At 64.6% G+C, this 21,920-nt stretch carries 18 protein-coding genes; 14 read left to right on the forward strand and 4 right to left on the reverse strand.

From position 1 onward, the window contains the following. Positions 1 to 3 precede the first annotated feature (3 nt). The 7 genes from Q3C01_RS30605 to Q3C01_RS30635 all read left to right on the forward strand — a co-directional run bounded on the left by Q3C01_RS30605 (position 4) and on the right by Q3C01_RS30635 (position 8,701). Positions 4 to 483, forward strand: a complete 480-nt coding sequence (locus tag Q3C01_RS30605; RefSeq protein WP_458149015.1) for a DUF1579 family protein — start codon at positions 4 to 6, stop codon at positions 481 to 483. Between the two features lie 24 nt (positions 484 to 507). Next, entirely contained in the window at positions 508 to 1,392 is an 885-nt protein-coding gene (sucD, locus tag Q3C01_RS30610; protein ID WP_092289970.1) for a succinate--CoA ligase subunit alpha, read from the forward strand. Between the two features lie 137 nt (positions 1,393 to 1,529). Continuing rightward, positions 1,530 to 4,487, forward strand: coding sequence for a 2-oxoglutarate dehydrogenase E1 component (locus Q3C01_RS30615; protein WP_458149016.1), 2,958 nt, complete (start codon positions 1,530 to 1,532; stop codon positions 4,485 to 4,487). A gap of 159 nt (positions 4,488 to 4,646) precedes the next feature. After that, complete coding sequence (gene odhB, locus Q3C01_RS30620) at positions 4,647 to 5,882, forward strand: 2-oxoglutarate dehydrogenase complex dihydrolipoyllysine-residue succinyltransferase (RefSeq protein WP_458149017.1); 1,236 nt, start codon at positions 4,647 to 4,649, stop codon at positions 5,880 to 5,882. A gap of 55 nt (positions 5,883 to 5,937) precedes the next feature. Further along, positions 5,938 to 6,699 (forward strand): SDR family oxidoreductase, encoded by a 762-nt coding sequence (locus tag Q3C01_RS30625; RefSeq protein ID WP_458149018.1) that lies wholly within the window; start codon positions 5,938 to 5,940, stop codon positions 6,697 to 6,699. 37 nt (positions 6,700 to 6,736) lie between these two features. Continuing rightward, complete coding sequence (lpdA, locus tag Q3C01_RS30630) at positions 6,737 to 8,137, forward strand: dihydrolipoyl dehydrogenase (RefSeq protein ID WP_458149019.1); 1,401 nt, start codon at positions 6,737 to 6,739, stop codon at positions 8,135 to 8,137. A 33-nt stretch (positions 8,138 to 8,170) separates the two neighbouring features. Then, positions 8,171 to 8,701: a hypothetical protein gene (locus Q3C01_RS30635; protein WP_458149020.1), complete on the forward strand. Its 531-nt coding sequence runs from the start codon at positions 8,171 to 8,173 to the stop codon at positions 8,699 to 8,701. Positions 8,702 to 8,888: 187 nt separating this feature from the next. On the opposite strand, the gene Q3C01_RS30640 is transcribed toward Q3C01_RS30635, so the two are convergent. Together Q3C01_RS30640 and Q3C01_RS30645 are read right to left on the reverse strand one after the other, a co-directional pair. Further along, positions 8,889 to 9,482, reverse strand: a complete 594-nt coding sequence (locus Q3C01_RS30640) for a DUF4337 domain-containing protein (RefSeq protein ID WP_458149021.1) — start codon at positions 9,480 to 9,482, stop codon at positions 8,889 to 8,891. 83 nt (positions 9,483 to 9,565) lie between these two features. After that, on the reverse strand, positions 9,566 to 10,534 hold the full coding sequence (locus tag Q3C01_RS30645) for a tyrosine recombinase XerC (protein ID WP_458149022.1): 969 nt from the start codon (positions 10,532 to 10,534) through the stop codon (positions 9,566 to 9,568). Between the two features lie 135 nt (positions 10,535 to 10,669). On the opposite strand from Q3C01_RS30645, the gene Q3C01_RS30650 reads away from it, so the two are divergent. Beyond that, positions 10,670 to 12,877: a primosomal protein N' gene (locus tag Q3C01_RS30650; RefSeq protein ID WP_458149023.1), complete on the forward strand. Its 2,208-nt coding sequence runs from the start codon at positions 10,670 to 10,672 to the stop codon at positions 12,875 to 12,877. Positions 12,878 to 13,139: 262 nt separating this feature from the next. Here Q3C01_RS30650 and Q3C01_RS30655 read toward each other — a convergent pair whose 3' ends face one another. Continuing rightward, positions 13,140 to 13,640, reverse strand: coding sequence for a septal ring lytic transglycosylase RlpA family protein (locus Q3C01_RS30655; RefSeq protein WP_458149024.1), 501 nt, complete (start codon positions 13,638 to 13,640; stop codon positions 13,140 to 13,142). Positions 13,641 to 14,286: 646 nt separating this feature from the next. Here Q3C01_RS30655 and Q3C01_RS30660 point away from each other — a divergent pair. From Q3C01_RS30660 to Q3C01_RS30685, 6 genes are all read left to right on the forward strand, one after another. Beyond that, on the forward strand, positions 14,287 to 14,847 hold the full coding sequence (locus tag Q3C01_RS30660; RefSeq protein WP_458149025.1) for a F0F1 ATP synthase subunit delta: 561 nt from the start codon (positions 14,287 to 14,289) through the stop codon (positions 14,845 to 14,847). Beyond that, a complete protein-coding gene (gene atpA, locus Q3C01_RS30665; RefSeq protein WP_458149026.1) occupies positions 14,847 to 16,376 on the forward strand; it encodes a F0F1 ATP synthase subunit alpha in 1,530 nt (509 codons plus the stop codon). The genes Q3C01_RS30660 and atpA overlap by 1 nt, the downstream gene beginning before the upstream one ends. A gap of 137 nt (positions 16,377 to 16,513) precedes the next feature. Continuing rightward, positions 16,514 to 17,389 carry a F0F1 ATP synthase subunit gamma gene (locus tag Q3C01_RS30670; RefSeq protein ID WP_458149027.1) on the forward strand — a complete coding sequence of 292 codons (876 nt, stop codon included), beginning with the start codon at positions 16,514 to 16,516 and terminating at the stop codon, positions 17,387 to 17,389. 34 nt (positions 17,390 to 17,423) lie between these two features. Further along, positions 17,424 to 18,866, forward strand: coding sequence for a F0F1 ATP synthase subunit beta (gene atpD, locus Q3C01_RS30675; protein WP_458149028.1), 1,443 nt, complete (start codon positions 17,424 to 17,426; stop codon positions 18,864 to 18,866). 89 nt (positions 18,867 to 18,955) lie between these two features. Next, positions 18,956 to 19,363 (forward strand): F0F1 ATP synthase subunit epsilon, encoded by a 408-nt coding sequence (locus tag Q3C01_RS30680; RefSeq protein WP_458149029.1) that lies wholly within the window; start codon positions 18,956 to 18,958, stop codon positions 19,361 to 19,363. Positions 19,364 to 19,505: 142 nt separating this feature from the next. Beyond that, positions 19,506 to 21,137 (forward strand): adenylate/guanylate cyclase domain-containing protein, encoded by a 1,632-nt coding sequence (locus tag Q3C01_RS30685; RefSeq protein WP_458149030.1) that lies wholly within the window; start codon positions 19,506 to 19,508, stop codon positions 21,135 to 21,137. 190 nt (positions 21,138 to 21,327) lie between these two features. Here Q3C01_RS30685 and Q3C01_RS30690 read toward each other — a convergent pair whose 3' ends face one another. Further along, positions 21,328 to 21,828, reverse strand: coding sequence for an RNA pyrophosphohydrolase (locus Q3C01_RS30690; RefSeq protein ID WP_458149031.1), 501 nt, complete (start codon positions 21,826 to 21,828; stop codon positions 21,328 to 21,330). Between the last annotated feature and the right edge of the window lie 92 nt (positions 21,829 to 21,920).

A 21,920-nucleotide genomic window follows, 5' to 3' on the forward strand; every position in this document is an offset into this window, starting at 1 on the left:
GCCATGCCCCAGGACCATCTCGCCCAATCATCTCCGCTGCCGGAACACGCGCGTCTTGCCGCGTTCGCCGGTGAATGGAATGGCGAGGAGATGGTCTACCCGTCGCGCTGGAATGCCGGTGGGCCGGCGACCTCGCGCATCGTGGCGCGCATGGATCTCAACGGCTTCTATCTGATCCAGGACGCTGTCCAGATGCGCGACGGCAAGGAGATCTTCGCCACCCACGGCATCTTCACCTACGACCGCGACGACCGGACCTACAAATTGTTCTGGTACGACTCGCTCGGCTACACGCCGCCCTCGCCCGCCTCGGGCGGTTGGGTCGGCAAGACCCTGACGCTGGTGCGCGGCTCGCTGCGCGGCAATGCGCGCCACGTCTACGAGATCATCGACGACAATTCCTATTCGTTGAAGATCCAGTTCTCGCCGGACGCGGAAGGCTGGGCCGACGTGCTCACCGGCGTCTATCGTCGCATCCACTAAAGTTAGTTCGCGAAAGCAGACCTCATGTCCATCCTGATCGACAAGAACACCAAGGTCATCTGCCAGGGCTTTACCGGCAAGAACGGCACCTTCCACTCCGAGGCCGCGATTGCCTACGGCACCAAGATGGTCGGCGGCACCTCGCCGGGCAAAGGCGGCGCGACGCATCTGGGCCTGCCGGTGTTCGACACCGTGCGCGAGGCGCGTGAAAAGACCGGTGCGGATGCGTCGGTGATCTACGTGCCGCCGCCGGGCGCAGCGGACGCGATCTGCGAAGCCATCGATGCCGAGATCCCGCTGATCGTCTGCATCACCGAAGGCATTCCGGTCATCGACATGGTGCGCGTGAAGCGCTCGCTGGCCGGCTCCAAGTCGCGCCTGATCGGGCCGAACTGCCCGGGCGTCATGACCGCCGGCGAATGCAAGATCGGCATCATGCCCGCCAACATCTTCAAGACCGGCAGCGTCGGCATCGTCTCCCGCTCCGGCACGCTGACCTATGAAGCCGTGTTCCAGACCTCGCAGGAAGGCCTCGGTCAGACCACCGCGGTCGGCATCGGCGGCGACCCTGTCAAGGGCACCGAATTCATCGACGTGCTGGAAATGCTGCTGGCCGACCCCAAGACCGAGTCGATCATCATGATCGGCGAGATCGGCGGTTCCGCCGAGGAGGACGCCGCCCAGTTCCTCAAGGACGAGGCCAAGCGTGGTCGCAAGAAGCCGATGGTCGGCTTCATTGCTGGCGTTACCGCTCCTCCCGGCCGCCGCATGGGCCATGCCGGCGCGATCATCTCGGGCGGCAAGGGCGATGCCGGTTCCAAGACGGAAGCGATGAAATCGGCCGGTATCACCGTTTCTCCGTCCCCGGCGCGGCTCGGTCATACCCTTGCCGAAAAGTTGAAAGGCTAGTTCAGTTCTTGGTACTTTTCCGGGCGAAAGTTCGCAACAGATAGGGTAAACGGTGCCTGACACGCCGATCCGCTGCCGGAGGATCGGTGTCGGCGCCGTTTTCATTTGCGCGAACCGAAATCGCCAGGAAGTCAAGAATGTCTCGCCAGGACGCGAACGCAGCCTTTGCCCTCTCATCCTTTTTGCAGGGCACCAACGCCACCTACATCGACGAAATCTACGCCCGCTATGAGAAGGACCCCTCCTCGGTCGACGCCGAGTGGCAGGAGTTCTTCCAGAGCCTGAAGGATCAGCCGGCCGACGTTCGCAAGAACGCGGAGGGGCCGTCCTGGGCCCGGGACAACTGGCCGGTGACACCCCAGGACGAGCTGACCTCGGCGCTCGACGGCAACTGGGCCCAGGTCGAGAAGGCGGTCGGCACCAAGATCGCCGCCAAGGCGCAGGCCAAGGGAGCCGATCTCTCCTCGGCCGACGTGCTCCAGGCCACGCGCGATTCGGTGCGTGCCTTGATGCTGATCCGCGCCTACCGCATGCGCGGTCATTTCCACGCCAAGCTCGACCCGCTCGGCATCGAGGCGCCGCGCAACCGCGAGGAGCTCGATCCACGCACCTACGGCTTCAGCGAGGCCGACTTCGACCGCAGGATCTTCCTCGATCACGTGCTTGGTCTCGAATACGGCAATTTGCGCGAGATCGTCGCGATCTGCGAGCGCACCTACTGCCAGACGCTCGGCGTCGAATTCATGCACATCAGCAACGCGGCGCAGAAGGCCTGGATCCAGGAGCGCATCGAAGGTCCGGACAAGGAGATCTCCTTCACCCCTGAAGGCCGCCGCGCCATCCTGACGAAGCTGGTCGAAGCGGAAGGCTTCGAGAAGTTCTGCGACACCAAGTTCACCGGCACCAAGCGTTTCGGCCTCGACGGCGGCGAGGCGTTGATCCCCGCGCTCGAGCAAATCATCAAGCGCGGCGGCAATCTCGGCGTGAAGGAAATCGTGGTGGGCATGCCGCATCGCGGCCGCCTCAACGTGCTGACCCAGGTGATGGGCAAGGCGCACCGCGCGCTGTTCCATGAATTCAAGGGTGGCTCGGCCAACCCCGACGCGGTCGAAGGCTCGGGCGACGTCAAATATCACCTCGGCGCCTCCTCGGATCGCGAGTTCGACAGTAACCGCATCCACCTGTCGCTGACCGCGAACCCCTCGCATCTGGAGATCGTTGATCCAGTGGTGCTCGGCAAGGTCCGCGCCAAGCAGGATCAGCATGGCGACCCACCGGACATGCGCATCTCGGTGCTACCGCTCCTGATGCATGGCGACGCGGCGTTCGCCGGCCAGGGCGTGGTCGCGGAATGCTTCAGCCTCTCGGACCTGAAGGGCTACCGCACCGGTGGCTCGCTGCATTTCATCGTCAACAACCAGATCGGCTTCACCACCTATCCGCGCTACTCGCGCTCCTCGCCCTATCCGTCTGATGTGGCGAAGATGATCGATGCGCCGATCTTCCACGTCAACGGCGACGATCCGGAGGCCGTGGTATTCGCCGCCAAGGTCGCGATCGAGTTCCGGCAGAAGTTCCACAAGCCGGTGGTCATCGACATGTGGTGCTATCGCCGCTACGGCCACAATGAGGGCGACGAGCCGGCATTCACCCAACCGGTGATGTACAAGCGCATCGCGGCACATCCGTCGACGCTGACGCTCTACGCCAAGCGCCTGATCGCCGAGGGCGTGGTCACCGAAGGCGAGGTCGACAAGCTGAAGGCCGACTGGCGCGCGCGGCTCGATGCCGAGTTCGAGGCCGGCACCAGCTACAAGCCGAACAAGGCCGACTGGCTCGACGGCAAATGGGCCGGCTTCAAGATCGCCGACCAGGAAGAGGACGCCCGCCGCGGCGTCACCGGCGTCGAGATCGCCGTCCTCAAGGACGTCGGCCGCAAGATCACCAAGGTGCCCGACGGCTTCCGCGTTCACCGCACCATCCAGCGCTTCCTCGACAACCGCGCCAAGGCGATCGACAACGGCGTGGGCATTGACTGGGCGACCGGCGAGGCGCTGGCGTTCTGCTCGCTGCTGGAGGAAGGTCGTCATGTCCGCCTGTCCGGCCAGGACTGCGAGCGCGGCACCTTCTCGCAGCGCCATTCGGTGCTGATCGACCAGGAGGACGAGAGCCGCTACACGCCGTTCAACCATCTCGGCGTTGAGCAGGGACATTACGAGGTCATCAACTCGCTGCTCTCGGAAGAGGCCGTGCTCGGCTTCGAATACGGCTACTCGCTGGCCGAGCCGAATGCGCTGGCGCTGTGGGAGGCGCAGTTCGGCGACTTCGCCAACGGCGCGCAGGTGCTGTTCGACCAGTTCATCTCCTCGGGCGAGCGCAAATGGCTGCGCATGTCGGGTCTCGTCTGCCTCCTGCCGCATGGCTATGAGGGGCAGGGGCCGGAGCACTCCTCGGCGCGCCTCGAGCGCTACCTGCAGATGTGCGCTGAAGACAACATGCAGGTGGTCTATCCGACCACGCCGGCGAACTACTTCCACGTGCTGCGCCGCCAGCTGCATCGCGAGATCCGCAAGCCCCTGATCCTGATGACGCCGAAGTCGCTGCTGCGGCACAAGCGTGCGGTGTCGCGGCTCGACGAACTCGCCAAGGGCACGACGTTCCACCGCATCCTCTATGATGACGCCCAGATGCTGCCGAACGAGGCCACCAAGCTGGTGCCCGACGAGAAGATCCGCCGGCTCGTGCTGTGCTCGGGCAAGGTCTATTACGACCTCTACGAGGAGCGCGAGAAGCGTGGCATCGACGACATCTATTTGATGCGCGTCGAGCAGCTCTATCCGGTGCCGCTGAAGGCGCTGGTCGCGGAGCTCTCGCGTTTCAAGAAGGCCGAAGTGATCTGGTGCCAGGAGGAGCCGCGCAACATGGGTGCGTGGCACTTCATCGAGCCGTATCTCGAATGGGTGCTCAACCAGGTGAACGGCGTAAGCCGGCGTCCGCGCTATGTTGGCCGCGCCGCCTCCGCCGCGACGGCGACGGGCTTGATGTCGAAGCACCAGGCGCAGCTCAAGGCGTTCCTGGACGAAGCACTGAGCTGATAGGTTTTTAAGACGTCGTCATGCCCCGCGAAGGCGGGGCATCCAGTACTCCGCGGCGTTCCTTCTGATCACGAAGGTCACGGCGTACTGGATTGCCCGCCTGCGCGGGCAATGACGTATGAAATTCATGACCGCACAAGCGATCTTAGGGAAAAGACCATGACTGAAATTCGTGTGCCGACGCTCGGCGAATCCGTCACCGAGGCCACCATCGGCCGCTGGTTCAAGAAGGCCGGCGATCCCGTCGCCGTCGACGAGCCCCTGGTGGAGCTCGAGACCGACAAGGTCACCATCGAAGTGCCGGCGCCCTCGGCCGGCACGCTCAGCGAGATCATTGCCGCTGACGGTGCGACGGTTGCGGTCGGCGCGCTGCTTGGACAGATCACCGATGGCGCCGGTGCTGCCAAGCCGGCCGCCGCTCCCGCCAAGCCTGCCGCTGCCGCCGCGCCAGCTGCGGCGCCCGCGCCTGCAGCGCCTAAGGCCGCGCCCGCCGATGCGCCGCTCGCCCCATCGGTGCGAAAGCTCTCGGCCGAGACCGGCATCGATGCCTCGACCGTTCCGGGCTCGGGCAAGGACGGCCGCGTCACCAAGGGCGACATGCTTGCCGCGATCGAGCGCGCCGCTTCCGCGCCGACCCCGGTCAACCAGCCGGCCGCGGCCGTGCAGGTGCGTGCCCCGTCGCCGGCCGACGACGCCGCGCGCGAGGAGCGCGTCAAGATGACCCGTCTGCGCCAGACCATCGCGCGGCGCCTCAAGGACGTGCAGAACACCGCTGCAATGCTGACGACCTTCAACGAGGTCGACATGACCAACGTCATGGCGCTGCGCGCGCACTACAAGGATGTGTTCGAGAAGAAGCACGGCTCCAAGCTCGGCTTCATGGGCTTCTTCACCAAGGCGGTCGTGCAGGCGCTGAAGGACATCCCGGCGGTCAACGCCGAGATCGACGGCACCGACCTGATCTACAAGAACTACTATCACATCGGCGTCGCCGTCGGCACCGACAAGGGACTTGTCGTTCCCGTGGTTCGCGATTGCGATCAGAAGTCGATCGCGGATATCGAAAAGGGCATCGCCGATTTCGGCCGCCGTGCGCGTGACGGCCAGCTCAAGATCGAGGAGATGCAGGGCGGCACCTTCACCATCACCAATGGCGGAATCTACGGCTCGCTGATGTCGACGCCGATCCTGAACGCGCCGCAGTCCGGCATCCTCGGCATGCACAAGATCCAGGAGCGGCCGATGGTGATCGGCGGCAAGGTCGAGGTCCGCCCGATGATGTATCTGGCGCTGTCCTACGATCACCGCGTGATCGACGGCAAGGAAGCCGTGACCTTCCTGGTTCGCGTCAAGGAGAGCCTGGAAGATCCGGCGCGGCTGGTCCTGGACCTCTGACACCCAAAGTCTTGAAAGTGCCGTCGCCTGCACGGGCGACGGCCTGTGGGCAAGGATGGAGGCGAACGTGACGGACAAGGTTGCGATCATCACCGGCGGCAGCCGTGGCATCGGCCGCGCCACTGCGCTTGCAGCGGCGGCGCGCGGTTTTCGCGTGGTCGTCGGCTATGCCAGCAACAAGAAGGCTGCCGATGAAGTCGTCGCCGCGATCGAAGCCAGGAACGGCAAGGCGATCGCGGTGAAATGCGATGTCGCCGAGGAGCAAGATGTCCTCGCGCTGTTCAAGGCCGCCGACCAGTTTGGCACGCTCGGCGCGCTCGTCAACAATGGCGGTATTGTCGGCAAGAGCGGCGTGCGCGTCGACGAGATGTCGGCTGAGCGCATCCAGCGCGTGATGGCCGTCAACGTCACCGGCTCCATCCTCTGCGCACGCGAGGCGGTGAAGCGGATGTCGACCAAGCACGGTGGCAAGGGCGGCGTCATCGTCAATCTGTCGTCGGTCGCCGCCAAGCTCGGCTCGCCCAACACCTATGTCGACTATGCCGCCTCCAAGGGCGCGATCGATTCCTTCACCGTCGGCCTCGGCTACGAGGTCGCCAGCGAAGGCATTCGCGTCGCGGGCATCCGCCCGGGCCTGATCGACACCGAAATCCACGCCGCCGGCGGCGAGCCCGATCGCGCCCATCGTCTGGCCCATTCGGTTCCGATGAAGCGCGTCGGCACCGCCGAGGAAATCGCCAATGCCATCGTCTGGCTGATGTCGGACGATGCCTCTTACGTCACCTCAGCCATTCTCGATGTGTCCGGCGGACGCTGACACATCCTTTCACGCTTAACCTACGGGACTTCCTCTCATGGCTACCTACGATCTCGTCGTCATCGGCACCGGACCGGGCGGTTATGTCTGCGCGGTGCGCGCAGCGCAGCTCGGCATGAAAGTCGCCGTGGTGGAGAAGAATTCAACGCTTGGCGGCACCTGCCTCAATGTCGGCTGCATGCCGTCGAAGGCGCTGCTGCATGCTTCCGAGATGTTCGAGGAAGCCGCGCACTCCTTCGCCAAGATGGGCGTCTCGGTCTCGGCGCCGAAGCTCGAGCTTCCGGCGATGATGAACTTCAAGCAGCAGGGCATCGACGGCAACGTCAAGGGCGTCGAGTTCCTGATGAAGAAGAACAAGATCGACGTGCTCAAGGGCAACGGCAAGATCCTCGGCACCGGCAAGGTCGAGGTGTCCGCGGACGGCAAGTCGCAAGTCGTCGATACCAAGAACATCGTGATCGCCACCGGCTCGGACATCGCGCGGCTCAAGGGCATCGAGATCGACGAGAAGCGCATCGTGTCGTCGACCGGCGCGCTGTCGCTGGAGAAGGTGCCGGGCAGGTTGCTGGTCATCGGAGCCGGCGTGATCGGGCTCGAGCTTGGCTCGGTGTGGCGCAGGCTCGGGTCCGAAGTCATGGTCGTCGAATTCCTCGATCGCATCCTGCCGGGCATGGACGGTGAAGTCGCACGACAATTTCAACGCATCCTGGAAAAGCAGGGATTCGCGTTCAAGCTGGGCTCGAAGGTCACCGGCGTCGAAACGAACGGCAAGGCACTGCTTGCGAAGATCGAGCCGGCCGCGGGCGGTGCGGCTGAGACCATCGAGGCTGATGTCGTGCTGGTCTGCATCGGCCGCGTGCCCTACACTGATGGCCTGGGGCTGAAGGAGGCCGGCGTTGCGCTTGATAACCGCGGCCGCGTCCAGATCGATGCTCACTTCGCGACCACCCTGAAGGGCGTCTACGCCATCGGCGATGTCGTCGCCGGCCCGATGCTTGCGCACAAGGCGGAAGACGAAGGCGTCGCGGTTGCGGAAATTCTCGCCGGCCAGGCCGGCCACGTGAATTACGACGTGATCCCAGGTGTCGTGTATACCACGCCGGAAGTGTCCTCCGTCGGCAAGACCGAGGAAGAGCTGAAGCAGGCGGGCGTGGCCTACACGGTCGGGAAGTTTCCCTTTACCGCCAACGGCCGCTCCAAGGTCAACCAGACCACCGACGGTTTTGTGAAGATTCTCGCAGATGCGAAGACGGATCGTGTGCTTGGCGTGCACATCGTCGGCCGTGAGGCTGGCGAAATGATCCACGAGGCGTGTGTGCTGATGGAGTTTGGGGGCAGCGCGGAAGATCTCGCCCGCACCTGCCATGCGCATCCGACCCGCTCCGAGGCCGTCAAGGAAGCCGCGCTTGCAGTCGGCAAGCGGGCCATCCATATGTAGGCGACGCGCCGAGCCGAATCGGGCGGGAAACACATGCTGCGCCGCCTTCTTCAACCGGTCTGGGTCCTGCTGGCGATCATCTTTTTGATCGAAGCCTGGCTGTGGGACCATCTCGAGCCGATCGTGGCGCGTGTCGTCGCCGCGATCCCGCTCGCGCAGTTCAAGCAATGGCTGACCGAACGCGTCGATGCGCTGTCGCCGGCGATGACGCTGATCGTCTTCATCGTGCCGATCATCCCGCTGTTTCCGCTCAAGCTGGTCGGGCTGTGGTTGCTCACCCACGAATATTGGATGAGCGCGGTGTTCACGATCCTGTTCGCCAAACTGCTCGGCGTCGGCGTCACCGCCTTCGTGTTCGACGTGACGCGCGACAAGCTGCTGGAGATGGCGTGGTTCGAGCGGCTCTATGACTTCGTGATGATGATCCGCGCCAAATCGACGGCGCTGGTCGAGCCGATCAAGCTGCGCATCAAGAATGCCCTCACTGGTAACGGCGAAGGCTGGTCCTCACGGGCGCTCCGCCTGATCCAGCGCTTCCGCAAGAGTGTGCACGAGGCGCGGTAGCTCTCCGCCACATATTCGGTGTCATTGCCCGCCTTGTGCGCACTTGCGCACTGGAGCGGGCAATCCAGTATTCCAGAGACAGCGACGCATGAGCGGAGAAGCCGCGGCGTACTGGATGCCCCGGTCAAGCCGGGGCATGACAGCGGTATGTATGGTGACTGATTGCTGCGCCGTCTCCGGCGTCCTGCTACCCGTGCAGATGCAACAGATGCGGCCACCACAGGCCGAGCCCGGTCATCACCATGCCGGCGAGCGTCAGGATGCCGCCGACATAGGCGAGCGCAACGATGCCGGTGATGATGGTGGCGGACGCCAGCACGATTCCAATCTGGAAGGCGGCCGAGGCCAGCTCGAAGTGGTGATACTTTGCGGTCGCCTCGTCACGCTCGTGCTCGGCGTGCTTGGCCTTCTCCGCAAGCTGCTCGGTGCCTTCACCGGTCTCCGGCTCGGAGCGATAACGCGCCGCTGTCTTCTGCCAGTCCTCGATCTGCTTCTGGACGGCCGCCTTGGTGGCGTCGTCTGCGGCTGAGCCCAGCGTGAGCTTGCCCTGCTCGGCCGCGGTCTGCACCACGGTACGGCGAACGCTCTTGGCCTGGAAGAACGCCCAGAGATTGGCGGCCTCGACATTCTTGCTGATCGCCTCGGTCTGCGCACCTTTGCCGAGCGTCTCGGAGATCGCAAGGAACAGCGCCAGCACCGCGATCAGAAGGGCGATCTTCTTGTTCTCGCTGGATGCGTGCTCGGCATGCTCCGCGTGCTCCATGCTTTCGTGTGCGCTCATAATATTTCTCCTGCCTCGGTTCCCCACGATTGACCGAACTGCGCGGCGCGCGCAAGAGGCAAGCAAGTTGTGACGTCGGTGTGTCAGCGCCGCGGGTGCGCGCTGGCATAGACTTCGAGCAGCCGCTCGGAATCGATGCCGGTGTAGACCTGCGTGGTGGAAAGCGAGGAGTGGCCAAGCAGCTCCTGGATCGCGCGCAAATCGCCGCCGCGCGACAACAGATGCGTGGCGAAGGAATGCCGAAGCGCGTGCGGCGTCGCGCTGTCGGGCAGGCCGAGCGCGCCGCGCAGCCGCTCCATCGCGAGCTGGATGATGCGCGGGCTCAATGGACCGCCGCGCGCGCCGACGAAGATCGGTCCTTCGGCGGGAAGCGAATGCGGGCACATCGCGACATATTCGGCGATCAGGGCCAGCACATTTTGCAGCACCGGCACCATGCGCGTCTTGTTGCCCTTGCCGGTGACGACGAGCACATCGCCTTCGCCGGGGCGCGGCACGTCGCGCCGCTTCAGTCCAAGGGCTTCCGAGATGCGCAGGCCCGAGCCGTAGAGCAGAGCCATCACGGCGGCGTCGCGCACGAGGATCCAGGTTTCGCGCTCTTCGCCGGCGCGTTCGTCGGCGTCGGTGAGGCGTTTGGCAGATGCCATCGGGAGCGGCTTCGGCAGGCTCTTGGCCACCTTCGGCGCGCGGATCGCCGAGAGCGCGCCGACCTTGCCCTTGCCTTCGCGCTCCAGGAAGCGGCCGAACGAGCGAAGGCCCGCGAGCGCGCGCATCAGCGAGCGGCCTGCGACGTCGTCGGCGCGGCGCATCGCCATGAAGGCTCTGATGTCACTGGCCTCGAGCGCAGCGAAGCGCTTCACCGTCACGCGCTCGCCCCAATGGGTGCAGAGGAAATCCAGGCACTGCCTGAGGTCGCGGGCATAGGCCTCCAGCGTCTTCGGCGACAGCCGCCGCTCGGCGCCGAGATGCGACAGCCAGCGCATCATCTCCTGCGCGATGCTGTCATCGGCGCTGGCGAGCTCGATTTTCGGGGCGGCGGCCGCTCTGCTCATGAAGCCCTGACTTGAGCTCTGGACGTGGTGATTCCGCACAGTATATCGCATCCCACCCGTTTATCGTTCGCTAAGGCCGCTCGGCGGCGCTAGCCTGAACGTCCCAAGGTTCCGATTCTCCGTCAAAGACTGGTCATGGATCACTCGCCGCGCAACGCTCCCCAGGCCATTTCGACCCGCATGGTCGACGTGCTGGTGCCGGTCGCGCTCGACCAGACCTATTCCTACCGCGTGCCGCGCGGCATGGAATTGAAGGCGGGCGATCTCGTCGGCGTGCCGCTTGGCCCGCGCGAGGTGCTGGCGGTGGTGTGGGCGGAGAACGCCAATCCGGATCCGCGCCTGCACAATCGCCTCAAGGACGTCAGCGAGAAGCTCGAGGTCCCGTCGCTGAAGGGCGAGCTGCGCGCGCTCGTGGATTGGGTCGCCAACTACACGCTCGGTCCGCGCGGCATGGTTTTGCGCATGTGCCTGCGCATGGGCGAGAACCTCGGCCCCGAGCGGACGCGCGCCGGCGTGCGGCTGGTCGGCGATCCGCCAAGGCGCCTGACGCCGGCGCGGCGGCGGGTGATCGAGGTGCTGTCGGATCGTCTGCTGCACGGCAAGTCCGATGTCGTGAAGGAGGCGGGCGTCTCGGCCGGGGTGATCGATGGCCTCATTGACGAAGGCACCTTGACGGTCGAGCCGTTGCCGCCGCCGCCACCACCGCCGGCGCCCGATCCAGCCTACGGCCAGCCGGAGTTCACGCACCTCCAGCGCGCGGCGGTCGACGCGATGCGGGCGCTTGCGGCCAACGGCACCTTTCATGTCGCCCTGCTCGACGGTGTCACCGGCTCGGGCAAGACCGAGGTCTATTTCGAGGCGGTCGCCGAGACCATCCGCCGCGGCAAGCAGTCGTTGATCCTGATGCCGGAGATCGCGCTCACCGGCCAGTTCCTCGATCGCTTCGCGCAACGTTTTGGGGTGCGGCCGCTGGAATGGCATTCGGAGCTGACCCCGCGCACCCGCGCGCGCAATTGGGCAGCGATCTCGGAAGGGATCGCGCCGGTCGTGGTCGGCGCGCGCTCCGCGCTGTTCCTGCCCTACGCCAATCTCGGCCTCATCGTCGTCGATGAAGAGCACGACCAGGCCTACAAGCAGGATGACGGCGTGCATTATCACGCCCGCGACATGGCAGTGGTGCGGGCGCATATCGCAAAGATTCCGATCGTGCTGGCCTCTGCCACGCCGTCGGTCGAATCAGAGGTCAATGCGCGCAAGGGACGCTATCAGCGCATCGCGCTGCCTTCGCGCTTCGGCGGCCAGCACATGCCGCATATCGAGGCGATCGACCTGCGCCGCGAGCAGCCGGCGCGCGGCCGCTTCATCTCGCCGCGGCTCGCCGGCGAGATCAAGACCGCGATCGAGCGGCGCGAGCAGGCGCTGCTGTTCCTCAATCGCCGCGGTTATGCGCCGCTGACGCTTTGCCGCGCCTGCGGTCATCGCTTTGCCTGCACCATCTGCGATGCCTGGCTGGTCGATCACAGGTTCCGCCAGCGGCTGGTCTGCCATCACTGTGGTTTCTCGATGCCGCGGCCGAACGTCTGCCCGCATTGCGCGGCGGAGGAATCGCTGGTCGCGGTCGGGCCCGGCGTCGAGCGGTTGCAGGAGGAGGCGGCTGCGCTGTTTCCGCAAGCGCGCACCATGGTGCTGTCGAGCGATCTCATCACATCGATCGAGACCATGCGCTCGGAGCTGAATGACATTGCCGAGGGCCGCGTCGACATCATCATCGGCACTCAGCTCGTCGCCAAGGGTCACAACTTTCCGCGGCTCAATCTGGTCGGCGTCGTCGATGCGGATCTCGGCCTTTCCAACGGCGATCCGCGCGCCGCCGAGCGCACCTGGCAGTTGCTCAACCAGGTGATCGGCCGCGCCGGCCGCGAGCAGGGCCGCGGCGTCGGGTATTTGCAGACGCATCAGCCGGAGCATCCCGTGATGAAGGCGCTGATCGCCTGCGATCGCGAAGCCTTCTACGACAGCGAGATCGATCTGCGTGAACGCACGCTCTACCCGCCGTTCGGGCGGCTCGCCGGCCTGATCATTTCCGCTGGCGATCGACCGAGTGCGGAGGGCTTTGCGCGCCGGCTCGTTGCGCTGGCGCCGCGCGACGAGCGCGTGAAGGTGCTGGGCCCCGCCGAAGCGCCGCTCGCCGTGATCAAGGGCCGTTATCGTTTCCGGATCCTGGTGAAATCAGCGCGCGGCTTCGATCTCTCGGACTATTTGCGCATCTGGCTTGCCGTGGCGCCGAAGCCCAAAGGCAATCTCAAGCTCGAGACCGACGTCGACCCGCAGAGCTTTTTGTAGCGGCGGCCGCCGCACTTTCAGGCCGTCATTCCGGGGCACGCGAAGCGTGAACCCGGAATCCATTTCACAGCGGTCAATGTGGCCGATAGATTCCGGGCTCGCGACTTCGTCGCGCCCCGGAACGACGGCGGGGACGGAGCACACGAAAAGGCCCGCCGTCCCCCAAGACGGCGGGCTTGTTTCGAACGCAGCAAATCTCACAAGGTCCGTTGCGGACGATGAAGCTGCCGGGCTCGTTATGAGATGCGCGTCGAACGACGCGTCAGGAGACGACCTCGGCGGTCACGCGGCCGACGCCGGCGCCGGTCAGGCCGATGGCGCGGGCAGCGCCGGTGGAGAGATCGAGGACACGGCCGCGAACGAACGGGCCACGGTCATTGATGGTGACGATGACGCTCTGGCCGCCATGGGTGACGCGCAGCTTGGTGCCGAACGGCAGCGAACGGTGCGCCGCGGTCATGGCGTTCTGGTTGAAGCGTGCGCCCGACGCGGTGCGGCTGCCGGACTCGTTGCCGTAATAGGAGGCCATGCCGGAGAAGCTGTGGCCGGAACCCGAGGAGGGCGTCACGGAGGCGTTGGCGTTCATCCAGGAGCCTGCATTCGAATCGCTGGTGCTGGCCTCGTGGTGGTGATGGTGCCGGAAATGGTGGTGCCGGGATTTGGCGGAAGCTTCGGTGGCAGTTCCACCGATGACGAGAGTGGCAGCGACGAAAGCGATCGCCGTCTGCGGCCGGGCGAACCCCAGCGGTTTCAATGACAACATTTATTGGTCCCTACGCTAGTATTGCCACATATGTGGCTAGTGGAGCCCCCATCAGGTTGTGAGCGATTGCGCGTTTTACGTTGCAATGCGGCATGAATTGGGCAGTAATTTCGTCATGTGTCGGGCTGAGACATCTTGTTATCTGATCGGATTTTTCTCGGATATTTTGTTGTCCCCGGCTTTAACGATTTATTAACCAATGGAATACTTACGAATACTGTAGAGCCAAGTTATCGGCCGACGTGTTGAGAATTTGATAAGTAATTGACCAAGTGAAGCGGCGGCTGCCGACCTCACGCCTCTGCGAGCTGTGTTCATGGCCGGTATGCGAAAAAGGCAGGAACGAATTCCTGTCGGCCCGATCGGTCGGCGCTTCTGGGCGTCGTCAAAAATTGCGGCGCAGCCCGTTGGCCTCGCAGCACCTGTGACCACATCAGGGACGGAGAGCCGCAGCCTTTAATTTGGCGTCATGTTGCACCTGCGCGCCTGCTATGTTAGCAAAGCCGCGATTTTAACGAGCCCGGCACTTCCCTGTGTCGGTCGGAAATCGAAGTCCCGCTTGAATTCCAAGGGCTTGGATCGCTAGGCGCCGCTTCGTGGCGACGGTTTTTCCCTTGCGAATTTGACAGCTATAAAGAGCGCGTCTGTGGCTGCAGAAGATACGTCCGTTTCAGGTGTGTCCGGCCGTTATGCAACGGCCTTGTTTGAACTGGCCCGCGACCAGAATGTGGTCGATGCGGTCAAAGCCGATCTCGACCGGTTCGGCACCATGCTCAGCGACAGCGCCGATCTGAAGCGCCTCGTCCGCAGCCCGGTGTTCTCGGCGGATACCCAGTCCAAGGCGCTGTCCGCGGTGCTGGACAAGGCCGGCATCACCGGCATTTCCGCCAATTTCCTCAAGGTGCTGACCGCCAACCGCCGGCTGTTCGCGGTGGCCGACGTCATCCGCGCCTACGGCGCGCTGGTCGCCAAGTATAAAGGCGAGGCCTCTGCCGACGTGACCGTCGCGGAGCCGCTCTCGGACAAGAATCTCGACGCCCTCAAGGTCGCCCTCAAGTCGGTGACCGGCAAGGACGTCGCGCTCAACGTGAAAGTCGATCCCTCGATCATCGGTGGCCTCGTCGTCAAGCTTGGCAGCCGCATGATCGATAGCTCGCTTCGCACCAAACTCAATTCGATCAAGCACGCGATGAAAGAGGCAGGCTGATGGACATCCGCGCCGCGGAAATTTCCGCGATCCTCAAGGACCAGATCAAGAATTTCGGCCAGGAAGCTGAAGTCTCCGAAGTCGGACAGGTGCTGTCCGTCGGCGACGGCATCGCCCGCGTCTATGGTCTGGACAACGTCCAGGCCGGCGAAATGGTCGAGTTCGAGAACGGCACCCGCGGCATGGCGCTGAACCTCGAAACCGACAACGTCGGCGTGGTCATCTTCGGCGCCGACCGCGAGATCAAGGAAGGCCAGACCGTCAAGCGCACCCGCGCCATCGTGGACGCGCCGGTCGGCAAGGGCCTGCTCGGCCGCGTCGTCGACGCACTCGGCAACCCCATCGACGGCAAGGGTCCGATCCAGGCCGACAAGCGCATGCGCGTCGACGTCAAGGCGCCCGGCATCATTCCGCGCAAGTCGGTGAACGAGCCGATGGCGACCGGCCTCAAGGCGATCGACGCCCTGATCCCGATCGGCCGCGGTCAGCGCGAGCTGATCATCGGCGACCGCCAGACCGGCAAGACCGCGATCGCGCTCGACACCATCCTGAACCAGAAGCCGCTCAACGCGCAGCCCGACGAGAACATCAAGCTGTATTGCGTCTACGTCGCGATCGGCCAGAAGCGTTCGACCGTTGCCCAGTTCGTGAAGGTGCTGGAAGAGCAGGGCGCGCTGGAATATTCGATCGTCGTCGCCGCCACCGCCTCGGATCCGGCGCCGATGCAGTACATCGCCCCCTTCACCGGCTGCACCATGGGCGAGTACTTCCGCGACAACGGCATGCACGCGGTCATCATCTATGACGACTTGTCCAAGCAGGCCGTCGCCTACCGCCAGATGTCGCTGCTGCTGCGCCGCCCGCCGGGCCGCGAAGCCTATCCGGGCGACGTGTTCTACCTGCACTCCCGTCTGCTCGAGCGCGCGGCGAAGCTCAACAAGGACCAGGGCTCGGGCTCGCTGACGGCGCTGCCGGTCATCGAAACCCAGGCCAACGACGTGTCGGCCTACATCCCGACCAACGTCATCTCGATCACCGACGGCCAGATCTTCCTGGAAACCGACCTGTTCTTCCAGGGCATCCGTCCCGCGGTGAACGTCGGTCTGTCGGTGTCGCGCGTCGGTTCGTCCGCGCAGACCAAGGCTACCAAGAAGGTCGCCGGCAAGATCAAGGGTGAGCTCGCGCAGTACCGCGAAATGGCGGCGTTCGCGCAGTTCGGCTCCGATCTCGACGCCTCGACCCAGCGCCTGCTCAACCGCGGCTCGCGTCTGACCGAGCTGCTGAAGCAGCCGCAGTTCTCGCCGCTGAAGATGGAAGAGCAGGTCTGCGTGATCTGGGCCGGCACCAACGGCTATCTCGATCCGCTGCCGCTCAACAAGATCAAGGCGTTCGAGGATGGTCTGCTGTCGCTGCTGCGCGGCAAGAACGTCGAGATCCTCAATGCGATCCGCGACAGCCGCGATCTTTCGGACGACACCGCTGCCAAGCTGAAGGCCGTGGTCGAAGGCTTCGCGAAGAGCTTGGCTTAACAAAAAGCCGTCCCGGCCATCCACGCCTTACCGCGTGGAAAGGCGAAGACGTGGATGCCCGGGACAAGCCCGGGCATGACGACTGAGATAGGCTAGCGGCTTGATCGTAAGGGTCGAACCGCGGGGGTGAACTGAGAATGGCTTCACTTAAAGACATGCGGGTCCGCATCGCCTCCACCAAGGCGACGCAGAAGATCACCAAGGCCATGCAGATGGTGGCGGCGTCGAAGCTGCGCCGCGCCCAGTCTGCCGCCGAAGCGGCGCGTCCCTATGCAGACAAGATGTCTGCCGTGATCGCCAATATCGCCAGCGCCGCGGCGGCCTCGCCCGGCGCGCCTGCGCTGCTCACCGGCACCGGCAAGGATCAGGTCCACCTGCTCCTGGTCTGCACCGGCGAGCGCGGCCTCTCCGGTGCGTTCAACTCCTCGATCGTGCGTCTGGCGCGCGAGCGCGCGTTGGCCCTCCAGAACGAGGGCAAGGAAGTCAAATTCTTCTGCGTCGGCCGCAAGGGCTATGAGCAGCTCCGCCGCCTGTTCGACAAGCAGATCGTCGAGCATCTGGACCTTCGCTCTGTGCGCCAGCTCGGCTTCGTCAACGCCGAGCATATCGCAAAGAAGGTGCTGGCGCGCTTCGAGGCCGGCGAGTTCGACGTCTGCACGCTGTTCTACTCGCAATTCAAGTCGGTGATCGCGCAGATCCCGACCGCCCAGCAAGTGATCCCGCTGGTCGTCGAGGAGTCCGCCGCCGGCGCGACAACGACGTCCTACGAATACGAGCCGGAAGAGGACGAGATCCTCACCCGCCTGTTGCCGCGCAATCTTGCGGTGCAGGTCTTCCGCGCGCTGCTCGAGAACAACGCTTCGTTCTACGGCGCGCAGATGTCGGCGATGGACAACGCCACCCGCAACGCCGGCGAAATGATCCGCAAGCAGACGCTGGTCTACAACCGCACGCGTCAGGCGCAGATCACCAAGGAACTCATCGAAATCATCTCCGGCGCAGAAGCAGTCTGACCGGAAGCGAAATTCGGATCGAAGGAGACAGTCAATGGCTACAGCAGCCACCCAGGTCGGTCGCGTTACCCAGGTCATGGGCGCCGTCGTCGACGTGCAGTTCGAAGGCCACCTGCCGGCCATTCTCAATTCGCTCGAGACCAAGAACGGCAACAACCGCTTGGTCCTCGAAGTCGCCCAGCATCTCGGCGAGTCGACCGTCCGCACGATCGCGATGGACGCCACCGAAGGTCTGGTGCGCGGCCAGGAAGTGACCGACACCGGTCAGCCGATCTCGGTTCCTGTTGGTGACGGCACGCTGGGCCGCATCATGAACGTCATCGGCGAGCCGATCGATGAAGCCGGTCCCATCAAGGCCGAGGGCATCCGCGCGATCCACCAGGAAGCGCCGACCTACACCGAGCAGTCGACGGAAGCCGAAATTCTCGTCACCGGCATCAAGGTCGTCGATCTTCTCGCGCCCTACGCGAAGGGCGGCAAGATCGGCCTGTTCGGCGGCGCCGGCGTCGGCAAGACCGTGCTGATTCAGGAGCTGATCAACAACGTCGCGAAGGCGCACGGCGGTTACTCGGTGTTCGCCGGCGTGGGTGAGCGCACCCGCGAGGGCAACGACCTCTATCACGAGTTCATCGAGTCCAAAGTCAACGCCGATCCGCACAATCCGGATCCGAGCGTGAAGTCGAAGTGCGCGCTGGTGTTCGGCCAGATGAACGAGCCGCCGGGCGCGCGTGCCCGCGTCGGCCTGACCGGTCTGACCGTCGCTGAGCACTTCCGCGACCAGGGCCAGGACGTGCTGTTCTTCGTCGACAACATCTTCCGATTCACGCAAGCCGGTTCGGAAGTGTCGGCGCTGCTCGGCCGTATTCCTTCGGCGGTGGGTTATCAGCCGACGCTCGCCACCGACATGGGCGCGCTGCAGGAGCGCATCACCACCACGCAGAAGGGCTCGATCACCTCGGTGCAGGCCATTTACGTGCCGGCCGACGACTTGACCGATCCGGCGCCCGCGACCTCGTTCGCGCATCTTGACGCCACCACCGTGCTGTCGCGCGCGATCTCGGAAAAGGGCATCTATCCCGCGGTGGACCCGCTCGACTCGACCTCGCGCATGCTCTCGCCGCTCGTTGTCGGTCAGGAGCACTACGACACCGCTCGCCAGGTCCAGCAGGTGCTGCAGCGCTACAAGTCGCTCCAGGACATCATTGCCATTCTCGGCATGGACGAGCTCTCGGAAGAGGACAAGCTGACGGTGGCCCGCGCCCGCAAGATCGAGCGCTTCCTGTCGCAGCCGTTCCACGTCGCCGAAGTCTTCACCGGCTCGCCCGGCAAGTTCGTCGACCTCGCGGACACCATCAAGGGCTTCCGCGGCCTCTGCGAAGGCAAGTACGATCACCTCCCGGAAGCCGCCTTCTACATGGTCGGCACCATCGAAGAGGCGGTCGAGAAGGGCAAGAAGCTGGCTGCCGAGGCGGCCTGAGCTGACGAAGTTGCGAATAGGGAGTGGCGAATAGCCGCTCCCTTCTTTGCCACTCGCCATTCGCTACCCACCATCCGCAGGTTTCCTACATGGCCACCTTCCATTTCGATCTCGTCTCTCCCGAAAAGCTCGCCTTCTCTGGCGAGGTCGATCAGGTCGACATTCCCGGTTGGGAAGGTGATTTCGGCGTGCTCGCCGGACACGCTCCCGTCGTGGCCGCGGTGCGGCCGGGCATCCTGACGATCATCGCCGGCGGCCAGAAGCAGAAGGTCATCGTGACCGGCGGTCTCGCCGAAGTCTCAGACAACCGCCTGACAGTCCTCGCCGACGTCGCGACATCGATCGAAGAGCTCGATCAGGCGCAATTTGCCGATACGATTGCGCAGATGCAGGAAAAGCTCTCCGAGAAGGAGGGCTACGAACTCGATCTCGCGATTACGCGGCTTGATCGCTTCAAGAGCATCCAGCAGCAGCTCAACACGACGGCGATGCACTGATCTGGCGTGCATCGCCTCTTCGTCGAAAAACCCTAACAAATTCAGCGCTCGTCACTCTCGTGGCGGGCGCTGAAACGTTATTGCACCGCGTCCTGGATAACGGCATTCTGCCGCCGCATTTGGAGTTCCAGGGCTGGTGCAGATGAAACGCAAGATCGCGGCGATCTTTGCAGCCGATATTGCCGGCTATTCCAGGCTGGTCGCGGAAGACGAAGAGGAGACGCTGCGGCGTCTTGCGTCCTATCGGGCGGTCGTCGACGATTTCATCGCAAAAGCCGGCGGCCGGATCTTCAATACCGCCGGCGATGCCGTGCTCGCGGAATTTCCGAGCGCAGTGGATGCGGTGCGCTGTGCGATCGACATCCAGGAGTCCCTGCGGACCCGCAACATGGCCTATCCGCCGAGCCGGCAGATGTCGTTCCGCATCGGCATCACCATCGGCGACGTCGTCGAGCGTGACGGTGATCTGTTGGGCGATGGCGTCAACATCGCCGCGCGGCTCGAAGGGCTTGCCGAGGTCGGCGGCATCTGCGTTTCGCGCGCCGTGCACGAGCAGGTCGCCAACAAGCTCTCGGTGCAGTTCGCAGACATCGGGGCGCAGGAGGTCAAGAACATTCCGACCCCCGTGCATGCCTACATGGTCGCGATGCGCCGCGAGGACGGAAGCTATTCGACACCGCAGGTCAAGAAGCCGGGTGCGAAGGCCACGTCGACGCCGAACTGGATGTGGCCGCTGGTGGTCGCGGTGGTCTCGATCGTCGCGATCGGCGTCGCGGGCTTTCTCTACTTCACCAAGCTGGAGCAGTCATCGACGGCGGTTGCGACCTCGAGCCCGGCACCAAGCGCAACCTCGGCCGCCCTGTCGAGCGCGCCTGCGGCAAGCCCGGCGGCAACGCTGCCTGCAAGCGCGCCGACTGCGACCCCGACGGCAACCCCGACCGCGACCGCAGCAGCCAAGTTTCCGGCAGACTCCGTCCCCTTCGTCAGCGACCGCGTTCGTGGCTATCTCAGCAACGAATACGCGGCGGCCGCAGACTTCAAGGCGTTCGCGTTGAACATTGCCGGCTTCAACGCTGCGGTGTTCAATCAGCCGAGCGAGGACGCTGCACGAAATGCTGCCGTCGAGCAGTGCCAGAAGCACGCCGATACCGCACAATCTCCGCGCCGCTGCGAGATCTATGCGGTCGGCAACACCGTGGTCTATATGCACGGCAAGCCGCCGATGCCCGCGCAGCCCTTCATGCGGAACGACGCGACGACCCAGCGCGCCTTCGCATCGAAGGACGTGCCGCTGTTGCGCGATCCCGGCAAGCAACGACTCGAGACCATGTTCGTCCCGGGGGCCAAGTCGCGCGCGCTCGCGCTCGGCCCTGGCGGGACTCAGTATTTCATGAATATCGGCGCGTCGTCGCCCGACGAGGCGATGCGGCGCGCGCTGGAATCCTGCGGCGCGATCGCCGGCGCCGCCTGCATGATCGTCGCGGTCGACGATAATTTCGTCGTGCCGATTCCGAGCCTGTTCAAGGTCACCGGATTCTTCCACGCCGCGAGCAATGCGTCGATCGCGGCCGACGCGCGCGATGACGTCGTGCGCAAGCTCGGCGATGCGATGGGCTGGAACGCGGTCGCTGTCGGCACCACCGGACGTCCGGGCCTCGGACTGAAGTCCGCCGACGAGCAGGGCGCCGTCAACACGGCGCTCACCGATTGTGCCAAGCGCGACAGCGATTGCCACGTCATCGCCATCGGCCCGTTCACGGTGGGGCCGAACTAGCTGGCCGAGCCGCACACGCAAACGTCTAACCCTCACCCTGAGGAGCCGCGCGTGCGCGGCGTCTCGAAGGGGTGGCCACCAGCGGGGCCATTCATCCCTCGAGACGCGCGCGACAGCGCGCTCCTCGGGATGAGGAATTGGCAGGCCGAAATGTCGTCCTACAACTTCGTCAGCGGCCGATGCGCACTGGTCAGCGCGCGTACTTTGCAAACTGCAGTGCCACCGCGCGATAGACCTCGCGGCGGAACGGCACCACGAGATCGGCGACACGGTCGAGACGCTCCCAGCGCCAGGCATCGAACTCGGCGGGCTGTCCGTTGCGCGGCGTCAGCGGATCGATCTCCTCGTCACGCCCCGTGAAGCGCAGCGCGAACCATTTTTGCCGCTGGCCGCGGAATTTCGCCAGGCGATGCGTTTGCGGTCCGTCATAGGGTGGAAACTCGTAAGCGAGCCAGTCGCTCTCGCCGAGATAGTCGGCGTTGATCACGCCGGTCTCTTCCCAGAGCTCGCGCATCGCGGCATCGCGCAGATTCTCGCCGTCGTCGACGCCGCCCTGCGGCATCTGCCAGTCGAGCCCCGGCAGGATGATCTCGGGGCCGTCACCCCGGAAGCGGTGGCCGATCAGCACCAGGCCGTCGGCATTGAACAGCGCGATCCCGACATTGGGACGATAGGGTTTTTGATCGGGCACTGGTTCGCTTCTCGCTGTCATTCCGGGGCGCGAAGCGCGAGCCCGGAATCTCGAGGTTCCGGGTTCGATGCTGTCGCATCGCCCCGGAACGA

It is taken from the genome of Bradyrhizobium sp. UFLA05-109, assembly GCF_054185165.1.

Coding starts and splice junctions, on each gene's coding strand:
- Q3C01_RS30615 (WP_458149016.1), top strand. CDS start 1,530: ATGTCTCGCCAGGACGCGAACGCAGCCTTTGCCCTCTCATCCTTTTTG.
- atpD (WP_458149028.1), top strand. CDS start 17,424: ATGGCTACAGCAGCCACCCAGGTCGGTCGCGTTACCCAGGTCATGGGC.
- Q3C01_RS30685 (WP_458149030.1), top strand. CDS start 19,506: ATGAAACGCAAGATCGCGGCGATCTTTGCAGCCGATATTGCCGGCTAT.
- Q3C01_RS30640 (WP_458149021.1), bottom strand. CDS start 9,482: ATGAGCGCACACGAAAGCATGGAGCACGCGGAGCATGCCGAGCACGCA.
- Q3C01_RS30670 (WP_458149027.1), top strand. CDS start 16,514: ATGGCTTCACTTAAAGACATGCGGGTCCGCATCGCCTCCACCAAGGCG.
- Q3C01_RS30650 (WP_458149023.1), top strand. CDS start 10,670: ATGGATCACTCGCCGCGCAACGCTCCCCAGGCCATTTCGACCCGCATG.
- Q3C01_RS30680 (WP_458149029.1), top strand. CDS start 18,956: ATGGCCACCTTCCATTTCGATCTCGTCTCTCCCGAAAAGCTCGCCTTC.
- Q3C01_RS30655 (WP_458149024.1), bottom strand. CDS start 13,640: ATGTTGTCATTGAAACCGCTGGGGTTCGCCCGGCCGCAGACGGCGATC.
- Q3C01_RS30645 (WP_458149022.1), bottom strand. CDS start 10,534: ATGAGCAGAGCGGCCGCCGCCCCGAAAATCGAGCTCGCCAGCGCCGAT.
- sucD (WP_092289970.1), top strand. CDS start 508: ATGTCCATCCTGATCGACAAGAACACCAAGGTCATCTGCCAGGGCTTT.
- Q3C01_RS30605 (WP_458149015.1), top strand. CDS start 4: ATGCCCCAGGACCATCTCGCCCAATCATCTCCGCTGCCGGAACACGCG.
- Q3C01_RS30635 (WP_458149020.1), top strand. CDS start 8,171: ATGCTGCGCCGCCTTCTTCAACCGGTCTGGGTCCTGCTGGCGATCATC.
- Q3C01_RS30625 (WP_458149018.1), top strand. CDS start 5,938: ATGGAGGCGAACGTGACGGACAAGGTTGCGATCATCACCGGCGGCAGC.
- odhB (WP_458149017.1), top strand. CDS start 4,647: ATGACTGAAATTCGTGTGCCGACGCTCGGCGAATCCGTCACCGAGGCC.
- lpdA (WP_458149019.1), top strand. CDS start 6,737: ATGGCTACCTACGATCTCGTCGTCATCGGCACCGGACCGGGCGGTTAT.
- atpA (WP_458149026.1), top strand. CDS start 14,847: ATGGACATCCGCGCCGCGGAAATTTCCGCGATCCTCAAGGACCAGATC.